The organism is Paraclostridium dentum (assembly GCF_012922555.1).
Lineage (GTDB): Bacteria > Bacillota > Clostridia > Peptostreptococcales > Peptostreptococcaceae > Paraclostridium > Paraclostridium dentum.
Map to the genome: position 1 here is coordinate 192,342 of NZ_WIPK01000002.1, position 13,274 is coordinate 205,615.

The following is a 13,274-nucleotide window of genomic DNA, read 5'->3' on the forward strand; positions in this document are numbered from 1 at the left end:
AGGAGGAGTATATGGATAATTTAGTCATATATGTAATATCAGACTCAGTAGGGGAAACAGCTCAGCAAGTTACTAAAGCTGCAATATCTCAATTTCAATTAAAGGATGACTATGAAATAAGAAGATTTCCATATGTTGTAGAAGTTAATTTTTTAGAAGAAATATTAAAAAGTGCTAAAGAAGAAAATGCAATAGTTATATATACATTAGTTGAAAATGAACTTTTAACATTTACTGAAGATTACTGTAGCAAGGAAAATTTAAGTTGTGTAGACTTAATGACTCCAATATTAAAGCAAATTGCTAGTAAAATAGGAGTTAAGCCAAGAAGAGAACCAGGAATTATAAGAAAGTTAGATGAAAGTTACTTCAAAAGAGTAGAAGCTATAGAATTTGCGGTTAAATATGATGATGGAAAAGATCCTAGAGGCATATTACAAGCTGATATAATATTACTTGGAATATCAAGAACATCTAAGACACCACTAAGTATGTACTTAGCAAATAAGAATATAAAGGTAGCTAATGTTCCTTTAGTTCCAGAAATACCAATACCTAAGGAAGTATTTGAAATAAATCAAAAGAAAATAATAGGTCTTACTAATACGCCTGAAAAGTTAAATCAAATAAGACAAGAAAGATTAAAAGCTTTAGGATTATCAAGTAATGCTAATTACGCTAAATTTGATAGAATACTTCAAGAGTTAGATTACTCAGATAAAATAATGAAAAAAGTTGGATGCCCAGTTATAGATGTATCTAGTAAAGCAATAGAAGAAACAGCTGGAATCATAATGGATGTAATGAAAGAAAATGGATTGAAAGTATTTAGAGATAACGATAAATAGGATTTTAGTGCACATCGGAATCACTTTCGGTGTGTAGTATAAATCTTATTTATTAAGATTTTTAAGGAATGGGTTAGGTGACAAAAAAACGTTTAACCGAGTACTTTGAAAATAATAACTAAGAAATTTAGTTATTACTTTAATAATAAATTTTAGGATAACAAATTAATCATGCTTGAATACAATGTACAGTATATCTGTATAAAAAACATACTAGGAGGAGTTTTAAATGAGTAAGTTTGTTTATAGTTTTGCTGAGGGGTCAAAGGAAATGAAGAGTCTTTTAGGTGGTAAGGGTGCTAACTTAGCCGAGATGACTAAGATAGGCTTACCAGTGCCTCCAGGTTTTACAATATCAACAGAGGCTTGTAATGACTATTACGTAAATAATGAAAGTATAAGAGAAGATATAGTTTTACAGATAGAAGAAAAATTAGTAGAGCTAGAGAAATCTTTAAATAAAAAATTAGGATGTAATGAAAATCCATTATTATTATCTGTTCGTTCTGGTGCAGTTTTCTCAATGCCAGGGATGATGGATACTATATTAAACTTAGGTCTTAATGATACTTCAGTTAAGGCAATAGCTAAGAATACTAACAATGAAAGATTTGCATATGACAGTTATAGAAGATTTATACAAATGTTCTCAGATGTTGCAATGGGAGTTCCAAAGTATAAATTTGAAAATGCTTTAGATAAAATAAAAGAAGAAAAAGGATACAAATTTGATACAGATCTTACAAGTGAAGATTTAAAAGTATTAGTTGAAGAATACAAGAAGATATACAAAAAAGAATTAAGACAAATATTCCCAGAAGATCCAAAAGAGCAATTAATGTTAGCTATAAAAGCAGTATTTAAATCATGGAACAATCCAAGAGCAAATATTTACCGTAAGTTAAATGATATTCCTCATAACTTAGGAACTGCAGTTAATATACAATCAATGGTATTTGGAAACATGGGAGAGACTAGTGGAACAGGAGTTGCATTTACAAGAAACCCATCTACTGGAGAAAATAAATTATTTGGAGAATACTTAATAAATGCACAAGGTGAAGATGTTGTTGCAGGAATTAGAACTCCAAAAGACATAGATACATTAAAAGAAGCTATGCCAGCTATATATGATGAATTTGTAAAAATAACTAATATACTTGAAAATCATTATAAAGATATGCAAGATATAGAGTTTACTATAGAAAATGAAAAATTATATATACTTCAAACTAGAAATGGAAAAAGAACTGCAAAAGCAGCTATAAACATTGCAGTTGAATTAGTTGAAGAAAAAATAATAGATGAAAAAGAAGCTATAATGAGAATTGAACCTAATCAATTAGATCAATTACTACATCCAAACTTTGAAGAGAAATCTTTAAAAAATGCTAAGCTTATCGCTAAAGGATTACCAGCTTCTCCAGGAGCTAGTTGCGGTAAAGTATACTTTAATGCAAATGATGTTGTAAAGGCAGCTGAAAAAGGAGAAGAAGTTATACTTGTAAGATTAGAGACATCACCAGAAGATATAGAAGGTATGGTTGTAGCACAAGGAATACTTACAGCTAGAGGTGGTATGACATCTCATGCGGCAGTTGTAGCTAGAGGCATGGGTAAATGTTGTGTTGCAGGATGTGGAGAAATAAAAGTAGATGAGTACTATAAAGAAATAACTGTAGATGGATTAGTTATAAAAGAAGGAGATTATATATCTCTAGATGGATCAACAGGATGTGTTTATTTAGGAGAAATAGAAAAGACAGATGTTGCTCTTACAGGAAACTTTGAAGTACTTATGAACTGGGTTGATAAGTATAAAACATTACAAGTAAGAACTAATGCAGATACTCCAAGAGATGCAAGTGTTGCTATAAACTTTGGAGCAGAAGGAATAGGATTATGTAGAACTGAGCATATGTTCTTTGATGAAGATAGAATACCAGCTGTTAGAGAAATGATTTTATCAAGAACATTAGAGCAAAGATTAGTTGCTCTTGAAAAATTATTACCTATGCAAAGAGAAGACTTTACTGAAATATTCAAAGTTATGGATGGAAGACATGTTAATATAAGATTACTAGATCCACCACTACATGAGTTCTTACCTCATGATGATGAAGCTATAGAAGCTTTAGCAAAAACTATGGGACTTGAAGTTAAAGAAATAAGAAAGAGAATAGTAGATTTACAAGAACTAAATCCAATGCTTGGACACAGAGGTTGTAGATTAGCAATAACTTATCCTGAAATAGCTATGATGCAAGCAAAAGCTATAATACAAGGAGCTATAGAGGCTAAAAATAGTGGAGTAGAAGTTAATCCAGAAATAATGATACCTTTAGTAGGAGAAGTTAAGGAATTAAAAACTATAAAAGAAAATGTAGTTTCTGTAATAAATGAAGAACTTGATAAGTCAGGAGTTAAAGTAGACTATACAGTTGGAACTATGATAGAGGTTCCAAGAGCATGTTTAACTGCAGATGAAATAGCAACTGAAGCTGATTTCTTTAGCTTTGGAACAAATGACTTAACTCAAATGACATTTGGATACTCAAGAGATGATGCAAATAAGTTCTTAGGTGACTATATAAATAGTGAAATACTTGAAAAAGATCCATTCCAAGTATTAGACCAAAATGGAGTTGGTAAACTAGTTCAAATGGCAGCTAAATTAGGTAGAGGGGTTAAGCCAAACCTTAAATTAGGTATATGTGGAGAGCATGGAGGAGAACCATCTTCTATAGAGTTCTGCTACAAAACAGGATTAAATTATGTATCTTGTTCACCATATAGAGTACCTATTGCTAGACTTGCAGCAGCGCAAGCAGCTATAAAAAATAATAAATAGTAAATTAAAGGAATTGGGATATCCCAATTCCTTTGTTATTTTACATAAATTATGTTAACCTAAATATTTTTTATTTAAGTAATATTCATTTTTACATTCTCTTAATGTTGTTTACCAATAGTTAACATATCTCTAATTTGGATTTAACATAGTTACTTTATTATAAAAATGTAAAGAAAATTCAAATAAAGGAATAAACGACAATAAAGTCGGAAAAATAATAAAGTAATTATAAAAATTATAACTTTGTGGAGGTTACCTATGTTTAAAAAGAAAATTGGAGTTTTACTAATGAGTACTATAATGGTAGGAACGTTAGCTGTAGGATGTGGATCGAAGGATTCTGGTGGTGGAAGTAAAGTATCTGTATCAGGATCAACTTCAGTAGGACCACTTATGGAAAAAGAAGCAGAAGCTTACAAATCAGTAGACTCTAAAGTATCTATAGAAATAAATCAATTAGGATCATCAGCAGGGATAAAAGATGCAATAAATGGCGTAGCAGAAATAGGGATGTCATCTAGAGATTTAAAAGGTGAAGAAAAACAAGCAGGACTTAAAGAAGACAAGATAGCAGTAGACGGAATCGGGATAATAACTCACAAAAACAATGAAGTTAAGTCTCTTACAATGGATCAATTAAAAGGAATATATACTGGAAAAATAACTAACTGGAAAGAACTTGGAGGAAAAGATGCTCCTATAGTTGTTGTTTCAAGAGAAGATGGATCAGGAACTAGAGATGCATTCCAAGAAATAGTTGGATTTGAATCTACTCATTTAACAAAAGAAGCTCAAATAAGTGATGGAAACGGAAATATAAAATCAACAGTAGCTGGAAATGAAAATGCGATAGGATATACTTCATTTAGTTATTTAGATGACAGCATACATACACTTCAATTAGATGGAGTAGATGCTACAGCAGAAAATGCTAAGAGTGGAAAATATAAATTATCAAGACCATTCTTACTAGTATACAAAGAAGATAAATTAAGTGAAAATGGTAAGAAGTTTATGGAATATATAACTAGTGAAGATGGACAAAAAGTAGTAGAAGAAGAAGGTTTAATAACACTTAAATAATATAAAAAAACTCTTTCTAAAAAATTTAGAAAGAGTTTTTTATTTGAATCTATAACATAAACAAGCTTATTACCATACTATATATTATTAACTTTTTATTTTTATAGGAGGGATAATAATGATCAAGTGTCCAAGATGTGGTAAGGAAGTATCAAATAGACCAGGTACAGTTTGCCCAAGATGTGGTCTTGATGTAGGTAAAGTAACTGAGAAAGTAAGATGTCCTGAGGCTAGTTGTAGAGCTTTAGTTTCTAAAAAATTAGAATATTGTCCAAAGTGTGGATGTAAGTTAAAAGGGTATAATTTAAATGAAATATTAAAAATAGCAAAAATGAGATTTAGTAATAATTTTCCAGATGAGGAATAAGAGCTTTTTAAAAGCTCTTTTTTTGTTTAAAATAGTATATATAAATAATATTTACGGAGGTAATATATTGCAAATAAACCAACTAAGATATTTTATAGAAGTAGCTAGAACGGGATCTATGAACCAAGCTGCAAGCAACTTATTCATATCTCAACCTAATTTAAGTAAAGCAATAGTAAATTTAGAAGAAGAATTTAAAATAAAAGTATTTGATAGAACTAATAGAGGTGTAAAACTAACAAAAGAAGGTAAAGATTTTTTGACTTATGCAACTTATATAATAAATCAAATTGATAATTTAGAAAAAATATACTCTGACTTGTCTCAAGAAAATGGGTTTAAGTTAGAAGTTTCGAGTATGAAGTTGTATACTTTAGGAATTGTATTGAGCGAGGTTTATAAAAAAGTTAATAATAAAAAAGTTAAAATTTCACTGAAAGAAACTCATAAAGAGAAGATAATAGAAGATGTATCTACAATGAAGTCTGAAATAGGGATAATAGCACTTTCTAATATGCAGGAGAGGGTATTTAAAGGCGTTTTAGAAAATAGAGATTTGGAGTTTAACCCAATATGTAAAGACAAAATATATATTTACATAGGTAAGAACAATCCTTTATATAATAATGATGTTATAAAGCCAGAGGAGTTAAATGAATTTATATGTGTACACTTAGTAGAAGAGCCTATAAACGCGCTTACATATAGTGTAGAGTTAGATTTATTAGGTTTTTCGCATAAGGATAGAGCAATATATTTAAATGATAAAGAAACTATAACACAGTTTGTTTTAGAAACGGATGCCTATGTAATAGCATCTGGGTTTAATAAAATAGAAAATGTTAGTGGAATAAGGGCTATCCCACTTGAAGATGATAGTGTTCACTTTACAGTTGGGTGGATTAAGAGAAGAAAAGAAGAACTCTCAGATGAAGCAAAGTTATTTTTAGAAATACTTTTAGAAAATATGAGAAATATGTAGTTGTTATAAGTTTTAGTTATAACGAGTAATAGTATATATGTATTAACGATAAATCTCTAGATTTGATAGTATATTAATATAGCTTTATCAAAGGAGGAGATTTATAAAATGGATACAGTTATAGATAAATCGAAGATAATGGAAGATGATAATATAGGTAGACTCATATGGAAATTTGCTATACCAGGAATTATAGCCAGCTTAATAAGTGCAATATATAATATAGTAGATACAGCATTTATAGGTATGTTAAATGACACGTTAGCAATGGCTGCGGTATCAGTAATATTTCCTTTGTTTATATTAATTAATGCAGTGGGTCAATTAATAGGAGTAGGAGCTTCATCTTATATAGCAAGACTTCTAGGGGCTAAGAATAAAGACGGTGCAGACGAGGTAGCATCAACTGCTATAATATCATCAGTAATAGTAGGAATTATATTTACTATTTTAATATTAATATTTCTAGAGCCAATTTTAAGATTATTAGGGGCAACAGACAGTGTAATGCCATATGCAATAGATTATGCAAAACCTATTGCAATAGGAGCTTGTTTACCGATAATGATGCCAACACTTGCAAATATTATAAGGTCAGAAGGAAATACAAAACTTAGTGCAGTAGCGGTGGCATTAGGGGCTATAATAAATATAGTTTTAGATCCAATACTAATGTTTACATTTAATATGGGAGTAGTGGGAGCGTCTTTAGCTACAGTAATAGGGCAACTTGCATCAGTAGTTTTGTTATTATCATATTATATAACAAATAAAAGTTATCTAAAGTTAAGTATAAAAAACTTTAAATTTTCAAAGCGTATATATGGAGAAATTATCTCTGTTGGAACTGCGACTTTTTTAATTCAAGCTTTAATAAGTATATCGATGGGACTTTTAAATATAGCATCAAAACCATATGGAAATGAGTTAATAGCATCATTTGGAATAGCTTTAAAACTATCTTCATTAGTTATGTTTGTTGTTATAGGATATAATCAAGGATTCCAACCTATTGCAAGTTATAATTATGGAGCAGGAAATTATGAAAAATTAAGAAAAGCAATAAATATATCTATTAAGAGAACAACTATATTTTCAACATTAGCAACTATAGTTTTAATGATATTTGCACCAACTGCTATTAATTTATTTAGTAATGACCCAGCAGTTATCGAGGTAGGTGCTAAAACATTAAGATATACACTTTTACTATACCCACTATTAGGATTTACACAATTATATGCAGTGTTATATCAATCATTAGGTATGCCAAAAGAAGCTTTAATTGTAGGAACAGCTAGACAAGGTATATTTTTCTTACCCGCAATTATAATATTACCAAAATTAATTGGTGTTGATGGGGTATTACTTACTCAGGCAGTAGCAGATTTGTTTACGGTAATATTAACTGCATTTTATGCTCACAAGACAAATAAAGACTTAAAAAACATGGTAGCAGGGAAAACAAGTGAAAATACATGTTTATCTAATTAAACTTTAAATAATAAGAAACAAATGACGTAATTTTATATTACCTCATTTGTTTTTTTGTGCTTTAAATTATATTGAATATAAGTTATGTAAAAATATGGTAATATATATATGAGTTAATTGAAAAGATATATAAGATAGGGGAGATTTTATTGTATAGAATAGTTATTTGTGAAGATGATGAGTCACAAAGAAGTAATTTATATAATTCGATATTTAATATATTCGATGAAATTTCGAATAAGGTTGAGATATTTGAATTTAAATCAGGAGAAGAACTTTTAAGCTCTGGAATTGAAGATATAGATATATTTTTTCTAGATATACAAATGGATGAAATAACAGGTATGGATGTTGCAAAAAAAATTAGAGAAAAAAATAGTGTTTCAGAAATAATTTTTATAACTTCACTAATTGAGTACGTACAAGAGGGGTATAAGGTAAGAGCATACAGATACTTATTAAAGCCAATAGAACATGAAGATTTAAAAGAAAATATTTTAAGCTGCATATCAGATATTATAAACAAAAGAGATAACTTTATGATTGTAGAGGAAAATGGAAGCAAGCATAAAGTATCTATTAAAAATATTACATATATAGAAATTATAAAAAAAGATATAACAATTCACACCTTAGAGAGAGATTACAATATTAAAAATAGGATTAAGAATTTAGAAAAAGAGCTATTAGTACATAATTTTTTTAGATGTCATAAGAGTTATTTAATAAATATGGAACATGTTGATTTTATAGGAAAAGATAATGTTATGATAAAAAATGAAGAGATACCTGTTAGCAAACACAGAATGAGCAATTTAAAAACTAAATTAACAAATATGTTGGGGTCAATAATATGTTAGAGAATAATTTTATTTACATATTAATTATATTTATATCTTCTGCTATAGAATTAACAACTTTAAGTGTATTATTAAATGAATTTGTAGAGTTAAAAAGTAATAAAAAAAATATAATAAACAGCTTAATTATTTGTAGTATATTAACTTCTATATGTGAAGTTATTGCAATGATTATAATATTGAAATCTAATTGGACAATTGAAGAGGCAAGTTTTTGGATGGTAGTAGTTAAATTTGCTAAATCAATAGTATCTACAACGTTAATAAGTATATTTATAAAAATTAACTATAAAATAGAGATTAAAAAAATAATTCTTATAAGTATAAGTTATATATTATTTTTAGGTTTACTCAATGAAATCATATATGCCTTTTTATCTTTACTATGTAATAGGTTAATAGATATGGAATATGGATGGTATTACACATTAAGATATGAAAAATTAATTTTCTTAGAAGTAAATATACTAACGAAATTATTGCTTATATATATTGTAACAATAATTAAAACTGTAAAGTTAAAAGTTAACTTAAATAATAAACAATACAAATATATATTTTTCTCAATAATATTAAATCTACTTAGTGCTATATTAATATTTGCCACTATATATAAAACAACACAATCAGTAACAGATTTTGCTTTAGATTTTGTTATTGCATTAATTTCAAGTAGTATACTTATTTTAAACATATTTTTCATGTGGTTAATAATAAGAGTTTCAAAAGATAGTAACTTAAGGGCAGAAAATAAATGTATAAAAGAAAATATACAATTACAGCATCAGTATTATTTGAATATGCAAGAATCTCAAATGAAAGTTAAAAAATTATATCATGATATGAAAAATCATATGATATGTATAGAAAATCTATATGGTAAAAATGAATATGTAGAAAGTATAAATAACCAACTTAAAGAGTGTAATTCTATATTTAATACAAATAATATGATTTTAGATATTATATTAAATGATAAAAAACGTATTTGTGAAAGCAAAGGAATAGATCTGATAGCTAATATAAACTTTAAAGAATGTAATTTTATAGACTCAGCAGATGTATGTAGTATATTTTCAAATATGATAGATAATGCCATAGAAGCTTGCGAAAATATAGAAGATAACAGTATTTCAAAGAAAATTAACATAAAAGGAACTATAGTTAAAAGCTTATATATTATAAAATGTGAAAATCCAAAAAATAATATAATTAAATTAAAAAGTGGTAAGATTTTAACTAATAAAAAAGATAAGTTTTTACATGGTATAGGGATAAGCAGTATGAAAAATTCTATAGAAAAATACAATGGAAATTTAGAAGTGAATGATTTAAATACTAGATTTTTAATAAATATTTGTATACCCTTAAAACCTAATGAAAATAATTTATACATAAAAAATGCATAGTGATAAAAGTAAGGAAAAAGAACATCTAAACAATTAGATGTTCTTTTTTTGCCCAGTTATATCTAAAAAATACCCAGTTATGTCTTTTATATTGTTAAAAGATTAAATAAAATATATATTTTTTATGAAAATACTTATGGGGATTTTAGGAGGTAAATATGTCAATTTTAAAAATAAAAAATTTGAGTAAGGTGTATGGAGAAAATGAAACTGAGGTAAAGGCATTAAGCCATATAAATTTAGAAATAAACAAAGGTGAGTTTGTTGTAATAGTAGGTAAAAGTGGGAGTGGGAAAAGTACGCTTCTTCATATAATGGCAGGACTTGAAACCCCTACATATGGAGATGTAATTATAGAAAATATAAATCTTTCTTCTTTAAATGAAAAAGAAAGATCATTGCTTCGTAAAGAAAAAATAGGATTAATATTTCAATCATATAACTTGATACCAGTTTTAACAGTGGAAGAAAATATAAAATTACCAACTATAAATACAAGTAATAAAGATGATGGATACGTAAATGAATTGATGGAGTTACTTAATATAAAAGAAAGAAAAAATCATTTGCCAAATCAATTGTCAGGGGGGCAACAACAAAGGGTTGCAATAGGAAGGGCACTTGTAAATAAGCCTGCTATTATATTTGCAGATGAACCTACGGGAAATTTAGATACAAAAACAGAAAGTGAAGTATTAAATCTTTTAAAAGAATCGCAGAAAAAATATAATCAGACGATAATAATGATAACTCATAATATGGATATTGCTAAATATGCAGATAAAATTATAAAAATAGAAGATGGATTTATTAGGGAGTAGGTGAGATTATGAAACTTATAGATGTAGTTAAAAGTTATATTATGAAAAATAAGAAAAATTCATTATTAATAATTGTAAGTATTATAATTTCAACCGCACTTTTTTTAGTAATGAATATAATAAGTGAAGATGCAAGAAATATAATGATAAATCAGGCAAAACAAGAACTAGGGTTAAAAAATGTTTCGTATTGGAATCCAACTAACAAGCAGGTAAAAGATATAGAAAATAACTCTAGAGTAGATAAAGTAGGTAAATCTATGCTTTTAGGACTTCATGATATTGGGCATGCTCAGACATTACAAATATTATGGGATGATAAGGTAGCACAAGAAATAAATAAATGTTATGAATTAAAAGAAGGAAAGTTACCAACTAAGGAAAATGAAATTGCAGTAGATTCATGGTATATAGATCAAAAGAAAATGAAAAACCCAATAGGACAAACAATAAAATTAAATTATATGAAACCTAAAGCAAATGGAAGTACTTTATATACAGGTAAAAAAGATTTCAAAATAGTAGGTATTTTAAAATCAGACTCTCTTTTAAAAGAACAAGGGATGTCTATAGGAGCTATAAGTGAAGAGTGTGCTATTAAAAATATACCAGTTAAAGATAAATACGACCAAGTTATGTTAACTTTTAAAAAAGAAAAAAATATACCTAAGCAAGTGGAAAAACTTGTAAAAGAAGAAAACTTAAATAAAGATTATATGAACTTAAATAATAAGTTAATAATAGCAATGTCAGATAGCATGAGCTTAAAAATACCATATATAATAATTAATATGGTTCTAGCATTTACTACAATATTGCTTATATACAACATATTTTATATATTGGTATCAAATAGAACAAAGGATTTTGGTATATTAAGGGCATTAGGGTTTATACCAATAGATGTATCAAAAATTATGATATTAGAAATATTTATATATTCTATTATAAGTATCCCAATAGGGTTGTTATTAGGAGAAGTTATATCAAATTTATTTAGAGATTATGTAATAGGAGTAATATATAACATTGATTATGCAAATTCAATAAAAAGTCCAAATTATATGAGTACATATATAATATCAGCATTACTTAGCATATTTACTGTAATAATATCTGTATATAAACCACTTAGACTATGCTCTAAAATAGACCCTATGATTTGTATAAGAAGAAATGATGAAAAAATTAAAATAAATCAAAAATCAATAATAAGTAAATTTATGAACAAATTTTACAAAGATTATGGAAACATAGCATCTAAAAATATACAAAGAAACAAAAAGCGTACGAATGTAGCTATAACATCAATGGTAATAATATTCTTTTTAATGTTCACAGTATATACTAAATCAACTAGTAACTTTTTAAATGCTGGAGGATTGAGATGGTGGATACCAGGTGAGTATTTACTTCACAATATAGATATAAATACAGTGACTAAAAATGAAAAAAGTTATGACAAAACTACATTAAAATATATAAAAAATATAGAGGGTATAAAAGAAGTAAATGCATATAGAGATAAGCATTTTATAATACAAACAGATGATAAGCATATGAACAAAACATCTGAATATTGGAAAACAAATAAGCATATAGAGCAAAATTCTGAAGTTAAAAATGGAGAAAAAATTTATAATAATCCTACTGAATTTTTAGGAATTGAAGATATAAAAATATTAGATGATGTATTAATAGACGGAAAAGAAAATTTAAAAAAATTAAACAAAGAACCATATATATATATAGATAAAATAGCTAGTGAAGGTCTTAATTTGAAAAAAGGAGATAAAGTTAATATAAATTTCAATATAACTGATTCAAAAACCGGTGACTATAAAGAGACTAAATCTAAAGAATTTATTATTGGAGGAATTATTAAAAATCTACCATTAACAGCACAGGCAGGAACTTCTATTAGTGGAGTTATGTCCGTTAATCAAATGAATAAATTTACAGGTATTTCTACATATGAAAGGTTTGATATATGGACAAATAAGCTTTCAAGCCAAAAAAATATTGAAAGTGAATTAAGTAAAATAATCGAAAATAGTGGTAAAGGGATTTTAATTCCATATAAAAGTGAAGCTGCTGGAATTGAAAAAAGTGATAATCAAAAAGCTATGATTATGACTTTAGTTGTTGGAGTTATAGTTTTACTATCATTATTTAACTGTTGTAATACTATAGTTACTAGCATAAATAGTAGAAGTAGAGAATTTGCATTATTTAGAGGTATAGGAATATCTAAAGATGAAGTGAAAAAGATTGTTGTACTAGAAAGTTGTATATACATTGTAGTAGGTTTTATTATTTCTATAATACCTACCTTGATAGTAAGGTACATAATAATAAAATCTTTTGAAACTATTCAATTAATCAACTTGAAGTTTATAATAGCTGTAATTTTAATATTACTAGTTATAAGTGCGATAATTATAATAACTACATTGAAAACATTAAAAAATGTTCAAGGTGAAGATTTTATAGAACAGATAAAAACTTTAGAATAAATTATAATATATAAGTAAGGGTAGCATTATGCTACCCTTA

Annotated in this window: 10 protein-coding genes; all 10 read left to right on the top strand. The window is 27.1% G+C overall.

The features are described from left to right. Positions 1 to 11 precede the first annotated feature (11 nt). The 10 genes from GFJ41_RS06870 (at position 12) to GFJ41_RS06915 (ending at position 13,234) form a co-directional block, all read left to right on the top strand. On the top strand, positions 12 to 848 hold the full coding sequence (locus GFJ41_RS06870) for a pyruvate, water dikinase regulatory protein (protein ID WP_021429804.1): 837 nt from the start codon (positions 12 to 14) through the stop codon (positions 846 to 848). Positions 849 to 1,077: 229 nt separating this feature from the next. After that, the gene (gene ppdK, locus GFJ41_RS06875) at positions 1,078 to 3,699 is read left to right on the top strand and encodes a pyruvate, phosphate dikinase (protein WP_035114483.1); all 2,622 of its coding nucleotides are present in this window, start codon (positions 1,078 to 1,080) and stop codon (positions 3,697 to 3,699) included. A gap of 261 nt (positions 3,700 to 3,960) precedes the next feature. Then, complete coding sequence (locus GFJ41_RS06880; RefSeq protein WP_021429835.1) at positions 3,961 to 4,785, top strand: phosphate ABC transporter substrate-binding protein; 825 nt, start codon at positions 3,961 to 3,963, stop codon at positions 4,783 to 4,785. Positions 4,786 to 4,903: 118 nt separating this feature from the next. Further along, positions 4,904 to 5,152, top strand: coding sequence for a zinc ribbon domain-containing protein (locus GFJ41_RS06885; RefSeq protein ID WP_021429910.1), 249 nt, complete (start codon positions 4,904 to 4,906; stop codon positions 5,150 to 5,152). A 67-nt stretch (positions 5,153 to 5,219) separates the two neighbouring features. Beyond that, positions 5,220 to 6,134: a LysR family transcriptional regulator gene (locus tag GFJ41_RS06890; protein ID WP_035114480.1), complete on the top strand. Its 915-nt coding sequence runs from the start codon at positions 5,220 to 5,222 to the stop codon at positions 6,132 to 6,134. Between the two features lie 108 nt (positions 6,135 to 6,242). Continuing rightward, complete coding sequence (locus tag GFJ41_RS06895) at positions 6,243 to 7,628, top strand: MATE family efflux transporter (RefSeq protein WP_170074948.1); 1,386 nt, start codon at positions 6,243 to 6,245, stop codon at positions 7,626 to 7,628. A 149-nt stretch (positions 7,629 to 7,777) separates the two neighbouring features. Further along, positions 7,778 to 8,488, top strand: coding sequence for a LytR/AlgR family response regulator transcription factor (locus tag GFJ41_RS06900; protein WP_170074949.1), 711 nt, complete (start codon positions 7,778 to 7,780; stop codon positions 8,486 to 8,488). Beyond that, positions 8,482 to 9,897: an ATP-binding protein gene (locus tag GFJ41_RS06905; protein ID WP_170074950.1), complete on the top strand. Its 1,416-nt coding sequence runs from the start codon at positions 8,482 to 8,484 to the stop codon at positions 9,895 to 9,897. Before GFJ41_RS06900 ends, GFJ41_RS06905 begins: the two co-directional genes overlap by 7 nt. A gap of 158 nt (positions 9,898 to 10,055) precedes the next feature. After that, positions 10,056 to 10,718 carry an ABC transporter ATP-binding protein gene (locus GFJ41_RS06910; RefSeq protein WP_170074951.1) on the top strand — a complete coding sequence of 221 codons (663 nt, stop codon included), beginning with the start codon at positions 10,056 to 10,058 and terminating at the stop codon, positions 10,716 to 10,718. Between the two features lie 8 nt (positions 10,719 to 10,726). Beyond that, complete coding sequence (locus GFJ41_RS06915) at positions 10,727 to 13,234, top strand: ABC transporter permease (RefSeq protein WP_170074952.1); 2,508 nt, start codon at positions 10,727 to 10,729, stop codon at positions 13,232 to 13,234. Positions 13,235 to 13,274 lie beyond the last annotated feature (40 nt).

Coding starts and splice junctions, on each gene's coding strand:
- GFJ41_RS06895 (WP_170074948.1), top strand. CDS start 6,243: ATGGATACAGTTATAGATAAATCGAAGATAATGGAAGATGATAATATA.
- GFJ41_RS06915 (WP_170074952.1), top strand. CDS start 10,727: ATGAAACTTATAGATGTAGTTAAAAGTTATATTATGAAAAATAAGAAA.
- GFJ41_RS06905 (WP_170074950.1), top strand. CDS start 8,482: ATGTTAGAGAATAATTTTATTTACATATTAATTATATTTATATCTTCT.
- GFJ41_RS06880 (WP_021429835.1), top strand. CDS start 3,961: ATGTTTAAAAAGAAAATTGGAGTTTTACTAATGAGTACTATAATGGTA.
- GFJ41_RS06910 (WP_170074951.1), top strand. CDS start 10,056: ATGTCAATTTTAAAAATAAAAAATTTGAGTAAGGTGTATGGAGAAAAT.
- ppdK (WP_035114483.1), top strand. CDS start 1,078: ATGAGTAAGTTTGTTTATAGTTTTGCTGAGGGGTCAAAGGAAATGAAG.
- GFJ41_RS06885 (WP_021429910.1), top strand. CDS start 4,904: ATGATCAAGTGTCCAAGATGTGGTAAGGAAGTATCAAATAGACCAGGT.
- GFJ41_RS06870 (WP_021429804.1), top strand. CDS start 12: ATGGATAATTTAGTCATATATGTAATATCAGACTCAGTAGGGGAAACA.